The organism is Candidatus Megaera polyxenophila (genome assembly GCF_029982035.1).
GTDB lineage: Bacteria > Pseudomonadota > Alphaproteobacteria > Rickettsiales > Rickettsiaceae > Megaera > Megaera polyxenophila.
This window is the reverse complement of record NZ_CP104166.1, coordinates 1,636,392-1,655,307: the sequence shown is the minus strand read 5'-3', so window position 1 is coordinate 1,655,307 and position 18,916 is coordinate 1,636,392. Positions and strand designations below refer to the sequence as shown.

The window sequence follows — 18,916 nt, the reverse complement described above, 5'->3', positions numbered from 1 at the left end:
GGAAGAGAAATTATCACGGCGTCTACCTAATTAAACATACAGCATCTAACCGTGGTAGTTTAAACATTTTTTCAATTAATTTATTTAAAGAAGAAATAGTAAGACCTGGTTTCATAGCTCCTGCTTTACCTATCACCCCTTCTAACCTCATAACGGCTACAACAGGCTTAGTATTATAGAAACCAAGAGGCAATAGCGACATTAATTGATCTATTTTACCGAGGCGCTTAGAACCAACAGGTACTTTTACACTAGAAATAGAATTTTTACTTTGGCTTGTTGCTTTCATCTTTTTTCTCTAATTTATCTGTTTGTGTATTATTTTGTAGTTTCTGATCCGGGTTATCAGGCTCGGCATTGGCCTTTAAATCTTGTGGAGGTTTTTTAGTGTTCTTTTCTTCTGGTTCGCCAATTACTGGAGCAATTTTTTTATTTAAAGATGTCGTTATGTAGCTATTCTTTGGAGTTTCCGGATTACCGGGAATTTCAGAAAGCAGAATATCCCGAACTGATTCATCATGCCATTTTGTATTCCCTTTAAATATAACTTTGATTTTCTCCTCAGGGTCAATTAAAAAAGCAGTAGGTAACCCGATTACTGACATAGCTTTAAACAAACTATTTTTATAATCATGATATAATTTCAAGTGTCTAATTCCATATTTATTAAAATGGTCCTCAGCTGCTTTTACCCCTTTAAAGTCTTCCGAAATAGCTAGCACCTCAAATGGCAACTTTCTAAAATCTTTTTGTAAAATATCCAAGCTGGGTAATTCCTCAACACATGAACCACACCAACTTGCCCAAAAGCTTACCAATATTGTTTTACCCTCGAACTGATCTAGAAAAACTTTATTTCCGTCTTCATCAAAAAAATTTACATCTGGTACAAAAGAAGATTCTGGCCTAATAATCGTAGAATTTTCAGCCAAAACAGAACCACTATATATGCTCAGAGCAAAAATAAGGCTGAAAAACCATAAAAATATTTTTGTAAAAATTTTTGCCATAGAATATATTGTCCTAATCCGCCAAAGTTAATATTATTTTTACATTACAAAACTTATATCTCAAATATTAATATGAAACAAATTATTTCTTTTGCCATTTGTTGCTTACTTCTCTCAAATTGTGGTTTAAAAAGGCCATTAACTCTACCAGAAGAGCCAAAAGAAATTAAGGTAGAAATGAGATAGGATGATATTATCAGCATTAGTCTTTTTTTCTATCGTCACCATTACCGCTCCAATAATTGGAAAATATATAGCTTGGCTTTTTTTTGACGAACCTCGAAATAATTTAATTACTTACTCTCCAAAAGGAGCAATTAAACAACAAACTTGGAAAAAGTATTTTACAAGCTTAATGATCTTCAACCTTATTTGTATAATTTGTACTTTCTTGATAATCTTCTTTCAAAAACACTTACCCACCGGTGAGGATTTAACAGGAGAACTAGATTTTGCAGCGAGTTTAAATGCAGCAATTTCTTTTTCTACTAGCACATTTTGGCAAAGTCATAACCCAGAAAACCAATTAAGCATCCTAAGTCAAATTTTTGCGTTGACGATGCAAAATTTTTTATCAGGAACTACTAGTATTGCTGTATTTATAGCTTTTGTTAGGGGAATAATAAATAATGCCAATCCCTATATAGGTAATTTTTATAATGATTTCTTACGCATTTTATGTTTCCTGCTCCTACCGGCAGCATTTATCATATCGCTATTTTTGATAGCCGGAGGTGTCCCACACGATTTTACTGGCAATATAGACTACTTAAATCTAGAAGAAAAAAAAGAACAATTATTTATAGGACCTGCTGCAGGTCAAATAGCAATCAAACACATAGCTACCAATGGAGGCTCTATTTTTTCTGCCGCGTCTGCACACCCTTTTGAAGCTCCCTCAAGGATGGTTGTAATATTAAATTTATTCTTAATCGTAATCGCTCCGATTTCTTTGATATTCACTTACGGTTTTGCTGTTAAAGCCACAAATTTTAGCTGGTCTTTGTACTGGATTGTTGTATTAGTCATGAGCCTTTCTTTGCACGTTTTATACCTTGGAGAAACTGACTATGGAGTACCATTAATACTCGCAGATAGAATTATAGGCGACAATTTTAACTATACTGGTAAGGAATTGATATATTAACCCACCAACTAAATACCCGACTTAGGCGGCATATTTTACTTCTTTCGCCTGAAATAATCTTTTGATATGTTCTGGGTTATTTTGCAGAGTCCTTAGGTAAGATTTTAAATTCCCTTGGAGTTCAGATTTTGTAAGAGGTATATGTTTCCTATTTACATTTCTTTTTAAATCGTTGTTTAAATATTCATCCGGATTATGTTGCGGAGTATACGGAGGCAGAAAAAATAAAGAAATTTTCTTTTTATGTTTCCGAGTCCATATTTGTACTTTTTTGCTATGATGAACCTTGAGATTATCTAGGATTAAGAAGATTTTTTTCTTGGAGTATTTTACCAACCTCCGTAAAAATTCTATAAATACATTTGTTTTTAGTGTCTCTTCGTACAGCATAAACCTTAGCTTACCGTTATTTGTAACAGTGGATATCATGTTTATACTAAATCTCTTCGATTTATGAATCACAACAGGGGTTTTTCCTTTTAAAGAATAGCTTTGTAATACCTGACACTCTTGTTTTATCCCTACTTCGTCGCACCAATGTATTTCTGCCTTTTCATATTCTGCTTGCTTGGCTATTGACGGATATTCTTCATCTAACCAAAATTGAACCCTTTTGGGTTGCTGCTCATATGCTAACTTCTTTGGCTTTTGTGCAGTATACCCCCATCTTCTTAAATATTCGCCTATTGTACTTAGGGGAAGAAAAAATCCACAATGTTTTTTGATGAGTGCATTAACTGATTTTCTTGACCATAATGCTGATTTGATATTGTGATCTTCTGGTCTAGAGATATTTACGTACCCTTGTATTATTTTACTTTGATCTTCGGTTATAAGCCTTTTCTCTCCTATCTTTCTACCTCTTAACTTCCCACTAATTGCGTACTTGTCGCCTCTCTTTTCCCTCCTTACCCATTCATTTACTGTCTGGCGACTCACTCCTATTAATTCACCTACCGACGATTGACTCTCTCCTCTTTTTACTAGTTTTAGAGCAATCTTTCTCATCGACGCTTGTGCGCTTATTGATAATTTCCTAAAATCTTCACTTTTTGACATTATTGCATTATACAAATTCCTTCCTTCTTGGCAATAGTTATGTCGGGTATTTAATTGGTGGGTTAATATGATAAGTTTCCTTCTTTTATGTGGGTGCTTTCTATTACCATGAGTTCAAATGGAACAACAAACGCATGTCTTGAAAATTACTCACCTCTTAGTACCATTTTCTTATTTTCTAACTTAGTAATAAGTAAGTTTATTATGGAAGGTGTGGGATCTGGTTTTTTTGCAATGCTTGCCTATTTAATTGTCTCAGTTTTTTTAAGAGGCCTAATTACCGGTGATAATAGTAATTTTTTTGCCAAAAAAATTACTATTAATGAAATTAATTATGTAGTAATAGTATTCCTAATAATGCCAGTAGGGGTTTTATTGTTTACTGGAATTACTTTTGCTCTTCCAGAAACGAAGCAGCTAATAACTTATCAAGGTTCCCAAGCAGTAACGGATATTGCTTATAACTTTGTTTCCAATTTTACTAATAATGGATCTAATTTCGCCGGACTTAATACTGCAAATAATTATTTTAATTATATGACTGCTCTGGCAATGTTCATCGGAAGATATCCAGTTATATATTACTCCCTTGCAATTAGTGGTTCTTTTGCCAGCAAAAGGAAAATGGAAAATTGTACTAAAAATCAAAATCAATCGAGTTTTGATCTAAGTTTTTTCTTATTAATAACTGTATTAATTGTTGGAGCAATAATGTTTATGCCGCTAATGATTTTAGGCCCTATACTTGAATTTATTAATATGTAATCAGCAACCCCTTCTACAAAATAATAAAATATTTTTTCTGTAAATAATGTTTATGCGTTTTATATTTATTTTACTTCTTCCCTTTTTACTGCAGGCTTGTAGTACTACTAAATACTCTATAGATTCTTATAAAAAACTCACCAGTGATTTACAAAAAAACTACAAAATAAAAAGAGCAGATTTAGTTTTAAGCTATGACTTAGCGAGAATAGATAGCACCAGCTGTATTTTTTCAAAAGAGCTCGGTTTATTTGCTAATGACAAAATTTATGCCCAAAAGTATCTACAAAAATTTCAGGAAAAATATCGCTCCAATACTCCTTTTGCCAAAGAAGCCAAGCTTAAAGTACAAAAGATAACTACGTTGTTAACCAGACTGCAAAATAAATATAAGATACTTGCTAAAAACCATTATCAAAATGTAAAAAAGATTGCTAAAGCCGATTTCACCAAAGTTAATTCCAAAGCGGAACTAGCAAAACTAGATCAAATAACATCTCATCTGCCTTTGATGCTTCCCTCTTATAATTCTTATATTTCAAGTAACTATGGAATTAGAAAACACCCTAGCAATAAGAAACAAAAAATGCATTGTGGTATTGACCTAGTTGCAGGCTACCACGCACCTATATATGCAAGTGCAAACGGGAAAGTATCTTTTGTTGGTCACCAAAATGGTTACGGTACTACCGTTGAAATCAGCCATGAAAATAATATTAAAACCAAATATACTCACTTGAAAAATACTTTTGTCAAAAAGGGACAAAAAGTCATACGAAGCCAGGTAATTGCTTTGCAGGGTAGATCAGGAAACGCTCATGGTGATCATCTACATTTTGAAATACATATAGCTGGAAAACACGTAAACCCTTATGATTTTATTGGCCATAACTATGAATGTTTTAAAAGATAAAAACCTGATGAAGCACAATCACAGGATTTTATCTTTCTAACAGTTATGTTTTAATTAGATTTATTAGAATTTTCTTGACTAGGAATTTCTACTTTTTCTTTATTACCTACTTTATCATTTTTGTTTTCTACATCTAAATTATTTTTATTAATTTCCCGAGGTTCGGAGCTCTGAGCCTGTTCAGCAATTTGCCTTAACTCTCCTATAATGGTTGTAAATTTCTCCTTATCAACTAACCCCGGTATAAAGATACCGTTAACTACGTAAGATGGAGCTCCTTTTATTCCAAGGCTTTTTGCTAGGTCAAAATTCTTTGCTATTAATTCTTTTATAGCAAAACTACTAAGTTCATTCTCAACAAGTTGATAATCAATCTGATTAGCAACTAATAAAGCTTTCACTCCTTCTTCTGTTATCGGTTTCATTTTCATCATTTCGTTATGAATAAGAGGAAATTTCTCCTCCGATATTTTATGCACAGCTAATGCTACTTTAGTGGCATACATTGAAGTTCCGCCTAATATCGGTAAAGGACGAAGGACAATTTTTACCCCCGTATCGCTCTCTAGTATTTCATTAGTAATTAAATTCGCCTGTTTACAGAAAGAGCAATTATAATCATAAAACACAACTGCTGTTATATCGCCATTTTTATTACCAAAAACCGGGGGCAGCCCATCATTTTCAATATTAGTTTTGTTCTCTAATAAATAATCTGCCGTTTGTTTATTGGATTCCTCGATTTTTTTTCTTTGCATAGCTTCAAGAGATTCCACAAGAACTTCAGGGTGATTTAAGATATAATCGTGAATTTTAATATTTAACTCTTCTTCCGATAATTTAGGCTCATTTAAAACTTGTTGAGCTGCTTTTTCTTCATCTGTCTGCGCATTATTAATAGAGGTTTTAACGATTTCAGGATTTCTAAGGATTTTATAAGCAAAAAGAGCTACTAAAATAAGTAAGATCCCAAGCAATATATTGGTAAAAATTTTCTGCATAATTAAAATTATTTATATTTTTATAATAAAATTAAGTGCTTTTATAATTACTAGATAATTACTGTTTTTGCAAAATAAATAAACTTATAAAGAAGCAATAAATAATATCTCTATCGCTATTTATCTACTGCAATAATATCATTGGCTTTATACCAATCAGGAGAATTTGCCTCTAAACCTTTCAATGCTTCAGTTGCAAGTTTTTTTGCTTCCTCCTCGTTTCCTGATTTATAAGCGATAATAGTTGCTTTAATAACACATCGGTATTTTTTAAAGCGTTATTAAAATTACCAGTTCTAAAACATTTTATAGCCTTGGTATAGAGGTTAAGTTCGTCTATCCCTTCCTTATAGTCATATTGCGGCAGTGTATTTAGCTCTCTAGTATAAGCTGCTAATTTTACTGAGGCTCTACGAAACTTGTCTATTAGCTCTTTATTATTTTGGCTTGTATTAAATTTCGACTTCTTATTATAGTTTTTTAACACAACTAATCTGTCCTGGCTTAGCGGATGTGTTTGTTCATAAGGATTAACTAAATCGCTCCTTGAATCAATTCTTGTTTTCTCAAAAAACTTGATCATACCTACACTACTGTGATGGCTTTTTTCAAGCAATTTTAAAGCCATCTGGTCAGCACTAGACTCAAAAGTTCTTGAGTATGCCTGTACGGACCTTTCAGCAACATGACTCCCTGCCATCATAACAGCAATACCCGGAGATCCACTCCCTATAGCCGTAGCAAGACCTAGCACTGCGCTACCCATAGCAAGTAATCTATAATTGTCTATTACTTCCTGTCTTCTACTGATATGCTGCCCTAATATATGGCCGATCTCATGAGCTACTACTCCCCGCAGCACATCTGGATCAGGAAATTTTGTTATTAAACCACTATGAATAAAAACTATTGAGCCACCTACAGTAAAAGCATTTGGAGTTTCATCATTTATTAAAAAGATTTTTAAATCTTTTATCCCGGAAACTTCCTTCAGTGGTGCTATCACCAAGTTGATGTTTTCCTCAATTTCTGAGTCTCTTATGATATTCGCATAAGCGTTTTTTAGTAAGAATAGAACAAAAACTACTACACTAATTAATTTTTTTATCATGAAACGTACCTGGTAAATATTTCCTAAGTATAACAAAACCGCTCGTAATAATAACAAGCTTTTATAAAATTATAAATAAACACCTTAATAAATTATTATAAAACGACTTGAATAATTTGTTAACTTAGGGCAAATTACAATCAGTAGTTTTATATGTCGAGGAAAAATATGTCTAAATTAGCTGTTATTACAGGTGGAATAAGGGGTATTGGCGCAGCAATTTCAGTTGCTTTAAAAGAGAATGGTTACGAGGTTATAGCAAATTACGAGCAAAATCATCAACTTGCAGAAGAATTCTCTAAAAAGTATGACATCAAAGTTAGACCTTGGAACGTAGCAGATTTTGAAGAATGTAAAAAGAATATTGCCGCAATTGAAAAAGATGCAGGAAAGCATGTATCTGTACTAATTAACAATGCCGGTATTATACGTGATTCTATGATGCACAAAATGGATATACTACACTGGCGTCAGTTAATAGATATTAACCTGTCTTCATGTTTTAATATGTCCAAAGCAGTAATCGACAATATGAGAAACAACAATTTTGGTAGAATAATCAGTATCAGTTCTATTAACGCCCAAGCCGGACAAATAGGACAGACTAACTATAGTGCCGCCAAAGCCGGTATTATAGGCTTTACCAAAGCTTTAGCAAGAGAATCAGCACCTAAAGGTATAACTGTAAATTGTGTAGCCCCCGGTTATATTGAAACCGATATGACAAAAAACGTACCAAGTGCAATATTAGAGACAATTATTAATGCTACCCCAGTTAAAAGACTTGGCCACCCTGAAGAAGTAGCAAGAGCCGTTCTGTTTCTTATTGACGAGAAATCAGGATTTATTACTGGTGAGACCTTATCTATCAATGGCGGCTATCATATGAGTTAGTCTCTCCGTCAAAACTCTCTACCCCTGAATTAGAAGGGGTTTCATGTTATAAATGGCTTACGAAATCCATAAGAAAATGTTATAATTAGCGCATAAAGCTTATGGATTTTAAAGTATATGCCTATAGAAAATATTAGTTTTTCTCAAAAACAAGAAAGATTATTTGGTGAAAAATTATCTATACAACTAAATCGCAAAAACAAATTATATAAACTGAGAGATTTGGTAAATTGGTCTGAACTTGAAGCGCTGGCATTAGCTAAGGTTGAAATCAAGCAATTCGGTAGAAATAAGAAGGATCATAGAGTAATGCTAGGACTATCAATGCTGCAAGCTATGTATAACGGTTCTGATTCGTTTACGGAGGAAGAATTAAAGGAAAATATATATTGGCAATATTTTTGCGGCTATGAGTATATGCAACAAGATATTGACGTATCGGAGGCGACTATACGTAGATTCCGCAATGCTCTGGGAGAGGAAGGATATAAAGAGATTCTAAAAGAGCTTTTGCGTATAGGACTGAAGGTCGGAGCACTCAAAAAAAAGACTTGGAATCGGCGATTATAGATACGACTGTACAGATTAAGAATATCAAACATCCACATGACGTACATTTAATGGAGACCGCAAGAGCAAAAGTAGTAGATCTCTGTAAACGACTTGGTATTTCGCTTAACGAGACATACGCCAAGAGTTTTAAATATAAGACGATCAAGCTTTGGAAGTACAAGGAAGATAGTAAAGCAAGGCAACGTAGAAAAATAATGATAAGCTTAAAAGTCCGCTTAGGTAGGTTGATCCGTATATGCTGGAGAGGTATAGAAAAATCAAAATTAGAACTATCTGCTGAGGATAGCGCCATTTTTACGAGAGTTAAAAATATTCATGCCCAGTCTGTGCTTAAGAAAAAGGACAAGGATATTTATAAAAAAGAGCATAAGATAGTCTATAGCTTTCATGCTCCGGAGGTAGAGTGTATCGGCAAGGGTAAAATGAATAAACCTTACGAATTTGGTAACAAAGTCGGGATTGCAGTAAGCGGCCGAGGCAACTTTATTCTTGGGGTTAAATCTTTTCACGGTAACCCCTACGACGGACATACTTTAGATCAAACGGTATCGGAGCTGCGCAAGCTAAGTCCGGAGACTAGCAAAATTTTTGTAGATCTTGGTTACACCGGCCATAACTTCAAAGAAAAAGGCAAGGTTTTTACCGCCAAGACCAAGAAAGCTTTATCAACCGATGACAAAAAGATGCAAAAGCGGAGAAGTGCAATTGAACCGATAATAGGTCATCTAAAGAATTTTGGTCGTATGGGTAGAAACTACCTTAAGGGAATAATTGGAGATATCGTTAATCCGCTTATCTCTGCCGTTGGCTTGAATTTGCGTAGAATCACTAATATTCTCAAAGAATCCACCGCATAATAATTTTCCGAAAATCTTAATAATTTAAGCAATTAGCATTGCTCAAGAGAGAATCATGAGTAAATTGTGAATTTTTGCCATCATAGCACCTAAATTTTATATTTTTGGTAAAAAAATACCCCAAAAAAATAAAAATGCGATGATTGACTTTTAAAATTATTAAAACTACATCAAAAATTTAGAATTTTGACGGAAAGACGAGTTAATATTTTATTAAAGCATTAACTTTAAAAAGGATAATATAGATTCCAATTTTAATCAAAGTATAATAACTGAGTGGAAACTACTTTATTGATTAACCACTTGCCAGCCTGACCAATATTTCTTTTTCTTTATTAATTCTTTCCTCAATGTAATCAGTAAGTGTCCTTACATCGTGATCTTCGTACTTCTTGGTACTAATAACTTCTAGGACTCTTAGAGAAATCAAGCCTGGTTTTCTAAACCAAAACCCTTTTGGCCAAAAAACACCGGAATTATGAGCTATTAACACTATCGGAACATTTGCATTAATTGCTAGTTTAGCAGCGCTAGGTTTAAATTTAACATTTCTATCTATTTTAACTGTGCCACCTTCTGGGAACATTATGAGAGGCAAGCCCTGTTCTATTTTTTTTTGCCCTTCAGTTAATATCTGAAGTACTGAGCGGCTATTACTTCTATCTATAGCTACAGGATTAAGCATTCTTAAACCCCAGCCAAATACAGGCATATCAAATAATTCCTTCTTGAGAACCCACGAATGCTTGGGAATAATCAATTGCATAAAGAGATTTTCCCAAAATGACTGATGATTAGCAAGAACTATATAAGGTTTTCCATCTTGAGGCAATTTATCTATGCCAGTGACTTGATATTTTATACCACATAAAAGCTTCGCCAGAAATATAAAAATACGTGAAAAAATTTCGGCAATTTTATACCGGACATTATAACCTAAATTCAAGAAATACACAGGAAGGCAAAAGAGAAGACCCATTATTACTGCAAACAAGCTTAGTGTAAAATAAAAAGCAAGAACTCTTAGTCGCCAAAACATGATATAATGTTAAAATTATTAGCCTGGAGACTATAGATTTTTTGTAAAAATTGCAATTCAATAGTGATGGTTAACAACAAAAACAAAGAGACACCCGTTAGAAAATTAGATTCAAGAAAGAGCGCAAAATTATATTTCATAGTATAGGAATTTCAAAATTTGTAACCAGAAAAATTGTTAATCAAAACTTTGAAAATTCGTTTAATAAAATGTAGTTACAAGCCACAATATTAGAAATTATCAACACTTTTATAAAAATCTCTGCCAGAATCTATCTAAAAATAGGTTCAGTTTTACAAATTATGTGGCTAAGACGTGAAAGAAGTGTTCGCCATAATGATGTTATCTAGGCGTTGATAATAATTCATTGATTCTTATTAATAACAATGGCGGAGATAAACCGTAATAAACTTGCCGCAGATTCATACATTTATTGCAATTATAGCAAAACAGAGGATCTATTTTAAAATTCAACCAAATCATTAATCTCCAACTAATGAGCTTAGTTTTCTTATGAACGATTTGATTAATTGCCTTATATACGATAGGTAATTGTACGCCCCTAGTTCTATTAGATAAAAAACCGTAATACCTAATCATTCGAAAATAACGATCTGGTATATGCATAATCAGACTAGCTATGAACTGCATCACGGGCATAGTTATGCGATCAATTGTATTATTATAGTGATCAAGAAATTTAAACGTTACCTGCTTTCCGTCGTAATTTTCTATTCTTGTCTCGGAAATAGGGGGCGTTTTATATACCGCCCTAAATATTCTATGTTGCGTTTATGATCATCCGATGGTTTTTGTAAATAAACATACCAACTGATTTCGTATAAACTACTCATCCAGTTATTAAAATTCTCAGCATTTTGATATGCGGACGGCAACTTCAAATTACTTGAGATATATTGAAAGCGAAATAACTCAAGGACTCTATGTCTCCACATTTTTTTAATAGGTTCGGCAGGAAAAAATAATTTTTGCCACTTGCCTTTGCTATTTATACCGCCGCAAGTAACCGATAAATGGATATGAACATTGCGTTTTAAATCTCTACCGAAAGTGTGTAAGGCAGTAAATATACCAACCACAAGATTTTTCTTTGTAGCTATCTCCTTAATAATTCCTGCTGCAATACCGGAAATCAATCCAAACAGATCACGATTGAGCCAAAATATCGGCCATAAAGAGTCCGGCATTGTAAATGTAATGTGCTGCCATCGTGTTTTTGGTAGAACATTGCTAGCCTTACTCACCCATTGATCCGTTTGTTTCTTACCACAACGAGAACAAAACCTACCTTTACAGCTGAATGCTACGATTTATTGCGGTTACAATCACGGCAGCTATAACGTTTAAATCCTAAATATTTCGTTCCACACGATATAACTTTAGTGACGTTGAAAATAATGCCGTATCTTAGCTTGCCGTATTTTTTAGCGAAATCGAGACCAATTACCACGGTCTAGAAAAATATGTTTTATAGATATTCCTTTACCGACTATTTCCATAAATTACTTATAGTTAATGTTTTCTTACCAAGGAATCTTTCTTCCTTTGCGTTCTAAATCAAATTCTTTACAATCAGGGCAATAGTAAACAGAATTATACTTATGATTGGGAGATATTTTTCGCAACATTATCCAGAAAGCCTTGGCTATTTCCTTATCTCCTTCGGAAAAAATCTTTTTGATCCTGCTGTAAGGAATTGCTTGCTCTTTAGAAATGGCCTTAAGAGTTTTTACCGCTAATTCATTGACCAAATGCTGCTCAGAGTGCAAGTTACTCATAACTCAATTATATATTATCTTATGTATGTCTAACATTCAGTCTTTATAACTCAAGTTAAAACAAATCAAATACCAGTATTATAATCCTCCATAAATATTTATCGGTCAAGAGTATCTTCTTTTAAGCTGCCACCGATAGGTGGCTTATCTTGTGTTTTTCCATATAATACTTACTTGGATCTTTTAAGTTAATTACCTTATAATTTTGATCAAACAGCTTGCCTTCTTTGTTTAATGAATTTAGATAATCATAAGCCTCTTGGAAACCCTTTTCCGGCATTTTAACGTTTATTTTCTGTTCTAGATTTAGATCCCATCTTCTTTGACCATAACGTACAGCAGAAACAACTTTTTTTGCTAAAGAAGGATGCTTCTCTAAATCTTCACAAAGACTACGAGCATAGACATTTGCATCCTGACCCACAACGTGTATTAAATCCCCAAATTTTTCTACATTTTTTGAGCTTATTCGATTACCTTCTTCATCAATTAAATATAATTTTTGCTTAAATTGCCAAATAGCAATTGGCGTTCGCTCAGTAATCGTTACAGACAACGTGTCCGGTAACTTTCTCTCCACTAAGGCTATTTTTATCCAAGGGTTATCCTCAATTCTTTTTCGAATATCATCTATATTTAATGAATATATCGGTATGCCATAGTCCCCACCTATTGCTTCTATAATCTCTTCTTCAGTTATATTGACTGGCCCTACAATAACCAAATGCTTAAAAACTAATCCCACTTCAGCGGTTTTATCAACAAAAAGCCTAAGTAACTTTTGTTTCGGCTTATTTAACAAATCGGTAAAGAAAAGAAGCGCGAAGGTCAATAATATTCCAATTTTTATTAGAGTGATAAAACGCAAATAATATAGACTTAACCGCCTTTTAATGCTTATTGTTGCCTTGGTATTTTTACTTTTTTTGGCCATTATTCAAATCTTGCTTCCTCGAGTATTTCCTTAACAAGATCCTTATAAGACATATTTTCTAAAGTAGCAATTTCTGGACAAATAGATAATGGTGTCATACCAGGGTGAGTGTTAACCTCTAACATATATAATGCATTTTTTTCTGAGGAGTATATCATCTCAACCCTTATCATGCCGGTAACACAATCAAGGGCAATACAAGCCTTTTCAGCCATGGCTTTCATGTTATTATATATTTCCGACGATACCGGAGCAGGAAGAAGATGTTCAGAAAAACCTTCAGTATATTTTGTTTCATAATCGTAGAAACGTTTATTCTTCAATAGTTTTATTTCAAGGATGCCTATTGCCCTACCGTTTAGCACTGCCACTTGCATTTCCCTACCTTTTATATATTCTTCTACTAGGATTTCATCGCCATATGGAAAATCATAATCACCAAAGGAAAAAATATCTTCAGGAAATATAACTTGAACTCCAACACTTGACCCTTGGGAAAGAGGTTTTATAACATAAGGACGTTTTATAGGGTCTTTGGTATAACCATCTGATTTCTTGATAAGTTTACTTTTCGGTATGTTAATTCCGGTAGATCGAAAAATTTCGCACGACTTCCTTTTATTTAAAGCAATCGCTGAAGCCAGAACTCCCGGGCCGGTATAAGGAATATGCATTATATTAAGAAGCCCTGGCAGGCAACCGTCTTCTCCGTAAGTACCGTGCAGAGCATTATAAACAACATCAGGTTTCAAGTTTAACAATACTACGGCAATATCTGCTCCCATATCTACAAAGGTTACATGATGACCAAGTTCAATAATTGACCTGACAATACCATTGGAGGACATATATGAAACTTCCCGTTCAGCGGACATCCCGCCGCCAATTACTACTACGTGCTTTTTTATTTTATTCCTTCCCGATACGAAGCCTTCTATAGGTTTACCTTGAAAATTAACAAAATCAATTAATTTCATATCCGTTAATTCACGCAGCGAATCAAGTTCAACAATAAGTGATTTTTCCTTATATACAGTTTTAAAATTTCCGTTAGACATATTATAAAGCTTTTATAGTTTCTCGTGCTACACAAGCAGCCGCACTATTTCCAGTATTTGTTTTATTTCCTAAAGCTGGAGAAATTATTAAACCATTTGGTTGCAATCTTTTAACGCGTCCTGCAGAAAATTCGCTATCAATATGAAGCCTATGAGTTTGATTCATTGCACTATGATCATAAACTACAACATTATCTATTATATCCACGGCCTCTGATACCATGGAAGTACTCTCTCCTGGAATCCAAATTTCACTTCCCTCTTTTAATACCGCCCCACCTAAAGCAGCTTTATATAAACTTGGGATACCAATTTGAAAATCGAACAACTTAACATTTTCTGTTTTAGCTCTAACAGATGTAATGAACGTCTGGGTTACATGGTCTATCTCACCTTTATGAGCTTTCTCATTAATCGTTCCATCCACATTATGCTTTCCGGTACGCGGGCCATTAAGTACAATAATATATAAATTTTTCTCCTGAGTCCTTGCTAAAACCAACTCACTTAATTTTTCTGCTTCGTTTACTTGATACTGTTTCCATTCCTTTCCATCAGGCATCTGTACATCTCCTCCTAAAATCACGACAAGATATTTTTTAACTACAGGAAATGAAAAAGAGTGTTTTTTAAACTCATCAATTACTTCTTCCTTAGTTAAATTATGACATACGCCTACTGTTTCCACCAATTTTGTTCCAGAATGCTGAACTTTTTTCCGTAAATTTTCTGTTACTGCATGTTTAGGTAAAGCAATTATATCGACCCCTTCTGGGTTGGTTTTAGTAAGTAAAAGCTTCTCATAATCATTTAAAATTTGATGAGAAACATGAACTTTTAAAAGTTTACACCCGTTAAATTTCTCTATACTTCTAAGAGCATCAATTCCATAAACCCCTGATGAGATAGCAATAATTTTATCTTTATCTGAACATTTAAAGCTTTGAGAAATCTTATCAAGTTCTTGATAGTTTACCTCTTTGGTAACCCATTCAGAAGAGCTAATTGCCTTTATTTGTCCCATCACCCCGCGTATTTGATTGGCATCCCCCATATTATCCGGATTAATAATAGAAATTATTTCTCCGGCATGCGATATCTCAATAAAATTGATACTAATTATAAGTATCATTAATATAGTATAGGTTTTGGATCTTATATATTTAGCCATTTTAGGAATGTCCAATTTGAATAGTTTAGTATTTATTTCTTTACCTCCCTTACTATACTAATAATAATTTAAGGGACAAGAAAAAAATCCAGCCAAACCATACTTGGGCATTGAGGTTTTTTATAGCTTCCCTATCCTTTTAATTTCCCATTGCAATTCTATACCGCTGTTTTCCTTAACCTTTTGCCTTATTAATTCGCCTAAATTTTCCATATCAGTAGCAGTAGCGTTATTATCATTAATCATGAAGTTACAGTGCATTTCTGACATACATGCACCCCCTACTCTTGTCTTACGTAATCCAGCTTTATCTATCAGTTCCCATGCCCTAAAACCCTCTGGATTAGCAAAAGTACTGCCGCCTGTTTTTTCACTAACTGGTTGCGAAGAACTCCTAATAGCACTTATCTCATCCATTTTCTGTTTTATTTTGTTTATATCTTCCTTGTTTTTTGCCTTAAAAAAAACCCTAGTAAAAATCAAATCTTTTGGTAAGGAATTAGCTCTGTAGGAAAAACCGATCTGATCTATATCTAGTATTACTAAATTACCTTCTTTATCTAATACTTCCACAGAAGCAACTATATCTTTAAATTCACAGCCATAAGAACCGGCGTTCATCGCCACGCCTCCTCCTACTGTCCCCGGAATACCAATAAGAAACTCGAACCCGGTAATGGCATTAACTAAACAAAATTTAGCTAAACTGGAATTCAAACATCCAGCACCTGCAGCAATAAAATTATTATCAACAAATTGTATATCTGTAAAATTTCTTCCCAGTTTTATCACAACTCCCTCTATTCCTTTATCTCTGATAATTAAATTTGACCCAGCACCAATAACGGTAATGGGAAACCTGTTATTATTCTCTTTTAAAAAAGTTTTTAGATCCTCTATATCTTCCGGCTTAAAAAATATATCGGCACTCCCCCCTACTTTAAGCCAGGTTAGGTGTTTCAGATTATAATTCTGCTTAAATACCCCTCGGATACCCTGAAAATTCATAAAACTAACTATTATTAGCAAATTTATCAGGTAATTGCCAGGCCCACGAAGAAATACTACCAGCACCCATCATAACTATCAGATCGCCACTATGAGCCTCAGACCTAATGATTTCTGAAATATCCTCGTGACTGGTTATAAATTCTGGTCTTGCACCTAATTTTACCATTTCGTTTATCAAATCCCTTGAAGTTATACCATCAATCGGCATCTCTCCTGCACCATAAATATCTAATATGTATAATTTATCACTATCTGAAAAGCATGTTGTAAAATCATGAAATAAATCTTTAACTCTCGAATACCTATGAGGCTGGAAAATAGCAATAACCCTGCTTTTTCTTTTTTCTGCGATAGATTTGGCAGTAGCAAGGGTAGCTTTTATCTCTACCGGATGATGAGCATAATCATCTATAATTTCTGCTCCATTATATTCACAAACTTTGGTAAAACGCCTCTTAACGCCTGAAAAATGCTTAAATCCATTTTTAATAGCCTTAATACCAAAATCAAGTTCTACACCAATAGCAATGGCCGCAAGAGAATTAAGCACATTATGTTTACCAGGAGTAGGTATTGAAACCTGCTCTATGGTTGTAGTTCCTGCTACATTTGGTAAGTTTATCTCTACATCAAAACTAGATGAAGAAATATCTGATTTAATATTATAGGCTCTAATATTAGCATTTTGTGACTCAATACCGTAAGTAATTATCCGCCTTTCTGTAACATGATTAGATATTTCCCTTACAACAGGATGGTCGATGCACAAAACGGCAAAACCATAAAATGGTAGGTTAGTAATAAAACTCTTAAACGCAGAAACCAAATTTGTAAAATCCTTATAGAAATCCATATGCTCAGGATCGATATTGGTTATTACCGCAATAGTAGAGGGAATTTTGATAAAAGTTGCATCTGATTCATCAGCTTCGGCAATTAGATAGTCACTTTTGCCAATATAAGCATTAGTCTTTCTCCGATTAATAATACCACCGTTTATAACTGTAGGGGCAAGGCCTGATGACTCAAACATACAGGCGATCAGCGAAGTGGTAGTGGTTTTCCCGTGCGAACCAGAAACAGCAATGGAACATTTAAGCCTCATAAGCTCAGCTAGCATTTCTGCCCTTTTAATTACCGGAATCTTTTTCTCTATAGCTTCTTTTATTTCAGGGTTATTATTATTGATAGCCGAGGAAACTACTACATAAGACACATTTGTTATATTACTTGCATCATGCCCGATAAAAACTTGAACTCCCATATCTGTAAGTCTTTTAGTATTATTACTGGCAGATAAATCAGACCCCTGAACTTTATAACCAAGATTATACATAATCTCGGCAATACCGCTCATTCCTATTCCTCCAATCCCAATAAAATGGATAATTTCAAGAGTTCCATTATTTTTTTTTGTCTCTAACAATAACATTTTATTTCAATAAATTATAAATTGCCGTCATTCTACTTAGGTAGCTACTCAAAAGCAAGAACCATTAGGCAGATAATTGCCCCTTGAGTCTGCACCTTAAGTATGGCTATACAGTTTTAAGTATTATAAAAAATACTTATATTATGCTTAAAAAAATTATAGCTAACTCAATATTGTCATTAACTCATCCCACTCCCTTTTGCTAACTCCACTAGACTCTTGATCCACTTTCTCACCCTTAACCATTTTACGAACTATTTCTAACCCCGTTTTCGATATATTTGCTCCATTTTTTCGATGCTCAATGAACGCTTCATAAACGAAAGGAACCCAAGCTTTTACTATATCAAGCATTACTTCTGCATAAACTCTAATTTCATATTGAGCGTGGCTATCGGCACGTAAAGCCAGAAAATGAAGTAAATTATGTAAATTAATTTTCCAATACCACTCTGTATAATGATTGAGGGTTAAATTTATTCGTGCTAACTCCCTTGTAATACCGACGTTATCTTCATCAATTATATTCCCCTCCTCATCTTGATTCATCATAGCGACATAATTCTTGTAACATCTAAGGGAATCTTCTTTAATTGTAGAAAGAACCCTTAAAGCTATATCTTCTGGTAAAGCCTCACTGCTCCTACCTTGCTTATTCGTAGAAGATTGAGGCGTAAGATTCTCTCTATCGGGTAAATAAAATTCATTACTAAGTATTGAATATCTAGCAGAATATTCATTAACACTGGCAGTTCGATGACGAATCCACTGTCTTGCAATAAAAATGGGTAATTTAATATGAAATTTTATATCGCACATCTCAAACGGAGTAGTATGACGGTGTCTCATTAGATAATTTATTAACCCCTTATCTTGTAAGCTTTTTTTTGTGCCTCTACCATAAGAAACCCTTGCTGCCTGAACTACCGCACTATCATCGCCCATATAATCAATTACTCTTACGAATCCATGATCAAGTACTTTTATCGGTTTATACAGTATTTCCTCTAGAGCCGGTACAGTTGCTCTTTTTGTAGTATTCTTGATTTGTAACACTTCGTTTAGTTCAGCTTGATCAGACATATTTTATACCTTATAATGTTTACGCTACGTTAATTGGTTTACTAACAGCTTGTTCCACT

At 33.9% G+C, this 18,916-nt stretch carries 20 protein-coding genes and 1 pseudogene; 6 read left to right on the top strand and 15 right to left on the bottom strand.

The features are described from left to right. Window positions 1-22 precede the first annotated feature (22 nt). Together N3Z16_RS08630 and N3Z16_RS08625 are read right to left on the bottom strand one after the other, a co-directional pair. The gene (locus N3Z16_RS08630; RefSeq protein ID WP_282486187.1) at window positions 23-289 is read right to left on the bottom strand and encodes a hypothetical protein; all 267 of its coding nucleotides are present in this window, start codon (window positions 287-289) and stop codon (window positions 23-25) included. Beyond that, window positions 267-1,010, bottom strand: coding sequence for a TlpA disulfide reductase family protein (locus N3Z16_RS08625; protein WP_282486186.1), 744 nt, complete (start codon window positions 1,008-1,010; stop codon window positions 267-269). Before N3Z16_RS08625 ends, N3Z16_RS08630 begins: the two co-directional genes overlap by 23 nt. 187 nt (window positions 1,011-1,197) lie before the next feature. Here N3Z16_RS08625 and N3Z16_RS08620 point away from each other — a divergent pair, with 187 nt between their 5' ends. Then, a complete protein-coding gene (locus N3Z16_RS08620) occupies window positions 1,198-2,157 on the top strand; it encodes a potassium-transporting ATPase subunit KdpA (protein WP_282486185.1) in 960 nt (319 codons plus the stop codon). A 21-nt stretch (window positions 2,158-2,178) separates the two neighbouring features. On the opposite strand, the gene N3Z16_RS08615 is transcribed toward N3Z16_RS08620, so the two are convergent. Next, window positions 2,179-3,216: an IS630 family transposase gene (locus N3Z16_RS08615; RefSeq protein WP_282485609.1), complete on the bottom strand. Its 1,038-nt coding sequence runs from the start codon at window positions 3,214-3,216 to the stop codon at window positions 2,179-2,181. Between the two features lie 87 nt (window positions 3,217-3,303). On the opposite strand from N3Z16_RS08615, the gene N3Z16_RS08610 reads away from it, so the two are divergent. Beyond that, window positions 3,304-3,981 carry a potassium-transporting ATPase subunit KdpA gene (locus tag N3Z16_RS08610; RefSeq protein WP_282486184.1) on the top strand — a complete coding sequence of 226 codons (678 nt, stop codon included), beginning with the start codon at window positions 3,304-3,306 and terminating at the stop codon, window positions 3,979-3,981. 52 nt (window positions 3,982-4,033) lie between these two features. After that, a complete protein-coding gene (locus tag N3Z16_RS08605) occupies window positions 4,034-4,894 on the top strand; it encodes a M23 family metallopeptidase (RefSeq protein WP_282486183.1) in 861 nt (286 codons plus the stop codon). Window positions 4,895-4,944: 50 nt separating this feature from the next. Here the strand turns inward: N3Z16_RS08605 and N3Z16_RS08600 are convergent, their stop codons facing one another. Together N3Z16_RS08600 and N3Z16_RS08595 are read right to left on the bottom strand one after the other, a co-directional pair. Next, a complete protein-coding gene (locus N3Z16_RS08600; RefSeq protein ID WP_282486182.1) occupies window positions 4,945-5,895 on the bottom strand; it encodes a DsbA family protein in 951 nt (316 codons plus the stop codon). Window positions 5,896-6,076: 181 nt separating this feature from the next. Next, a complete protein-coding gene (locus N3Z16_RS08595; protein ID WP_282486181.1) occupies window positions 6,077-7,006 on the bottom strand; it encodes a M48 family metallopeptidase in 930 nt (309 codons plus the stop codon). Between the two features lie 168 nt (window positions 7,007-7,174). Between N3Z16_RS08595 and N3Z16_RS08590 the strand changes: the two genes are divergently transcribed. The 3 genes from N3Z16_RS08590 (at window position 7,175) to N3Z16_RS08580 (ending at window position 9,330) form a co-directional block, all read left to right on the top strand. Then, complete coding sequence (locus tag N3Z16_RS08590) at window positions 7,175-7,900, top strand: 3-oxoacyl-ACP reductase (protein ID WP_282486180.1); 726 nt, start codon at window positions 7,175-7,177, stop codon at window positions 7,898-7,900. 117 nt (window positions 7,901-8,017) lie between these two features. Then, window positions 8,018-8,470, top strand: coding sequence for a transposase (locus tag N3Z16_RS08585; protein WP_282485554.1), 453 nt, complete (start codon window positions 8,018-8,020; stop codon window positions 8,468-8,470). Beyond that, complete coding sequence (locus tag N3Z16_RS08580) at window positions 8,452-9,330, top strand: transposase (RefSeq protein WP_282485553.1); 879 nt, start codon at window positions 8,452-8,454, stop codon at window positions 9,328-9,330. Before N3Z16_RS08585 ends, N3Z16_RS08580 begins: the two co-directional genes overlap by 19 nt. Window positions 9,331-9,625: 295 nt before the next feature. Here N3Z16_RS08580 and N3Z16_RS08575 read toward each other — a convergent pair whose 3' ends face one another. The 10 genes and pseudogenes from N3Z16_RS08575 to thyX form a co-directional block, all read right to left on the bottom strand. Next, window positions 9,626-10,369, bottom strand: a complete 744-nt coding sequence (locus N3Z16_RS08575) for a lysophospholipid acyltransferase family protein (protein WP_223938424.1) — start codon at window positions 10,367-10,369, stop codon at window positions 9,626-9,628. A gap of 342 nt (window positions 10,370-10,711) precedes the next feature. Then, window positions 10,712-11,700: pseudogene (locus N3Z16_RS11130) on the bottom strand (IS91 family transposase). Beyond that, complete coding sequence (locus N3Z16_RS08565) at window positions 11,694-11,840, bottom strand: transposase zinc-binding domain-containing protein (protein WP_282486174.1); 147 nt, start codon at window positions 11,838-11,840, stop codon at window positions 11,694-11,696. Before N3Z16_RS08565 ends, N3Z16_RS11130 begins: the two are co-directional and overlap by 7 nt. Before the next feature lie 73 nt (window positions 11,841-11,913). Next, window positions 11,914-12,168: a hypothetical protein gene (locus tag N3Z16_RS08560; protein WP_282485543.1), complete on the bottom strand. Its 255-nt coding sequence runs from the start codon at window positions 12,166-12,168 to the stop codon at window positions 11,914-11,916. 121 nt (window positions 12,169-12,289) lie between these two features. Beyond that, window positions 12,290-13,102 carry a cell division protein FtsQ/DivIB gene (locus tag N3Z16_RS08555; RefSeq protein WP_282486173.1) on the bottom strand — a complete coding sequence of 271 codons (813 nt, stop codon included), beginning with the start codon at window positions 13,100-13,102 and terminating at the stop codon, window positions 12,290-12,292. Beyond that, the gene (locus tag N3Z16_RS08550) at window positions 13,102-14,160 is read right to left on the bottom strand and encodes a D-alanine--D-alanine ligase (protein ID WP_282486172.1); all 1,059 of its coding nucleotides are present in this window, start codon (window positions 14,158-14,160) and stop codon (window positions 13,102-13,104) included. The genes N3Z16_RS08555 and N3Z16_RS08550 overlap by 1 nt, the downstream gene beginning before the upstream one ends. A gap of 1 nt (window position 14,161) precedes the next feature. Further along, complete coding sequence (locus tag N3Z16_RS08545) at window positions 14,162-15,331, bottom strand: ELM1/GtrOC1 family putative glycosyltransferase (protein ID WP_282486171.1); 1,170 nt, start codon at window positions 15,329-15,331, stop codon at window positions 14,162-14,164. A gap of 120 nt (window positions 15,332-15,451) precedes the next feature. Further along, window positions 15,452-16,339 carry a UDP-N-acetylmuramate dehydrogenase gene (gene murB, locus N3Z16_RS08540; protein WP_282486170.1) on the bottom strand — a complete coding sequence of 296 codons (888 nt, stop codon included), beginning with the start codon at window positions 16,337-16,339 and terminating at the stop codon, window positions 15,452-15,454. Between the two features lie 4 nt (window positions 16,340-16,343). Then, entirely contained in the window at window positions 16,344-17,774 is a 1,431-nt protein-coding gene (gene murC / locus N3Z16_RS08535; protein ID WP_282486168.1) for a UDP-N-acetylmuramate--L-alanine ligase, read from the bottom strand. Between the two features lie 162 nt (window positions 17,775-17,936). Next, entirely contained in the window at window positions 17,937-18,821 is an 885-nt protein-coding gene (gene thyX, locus N3Z16_RS08530; RefSeq protein WP_223938437.1) for an FAD-dependent thymidylate synthase, read from the bottom strand. Window positions 18,822-18,916: the final 95 nt, after the last annotated feature.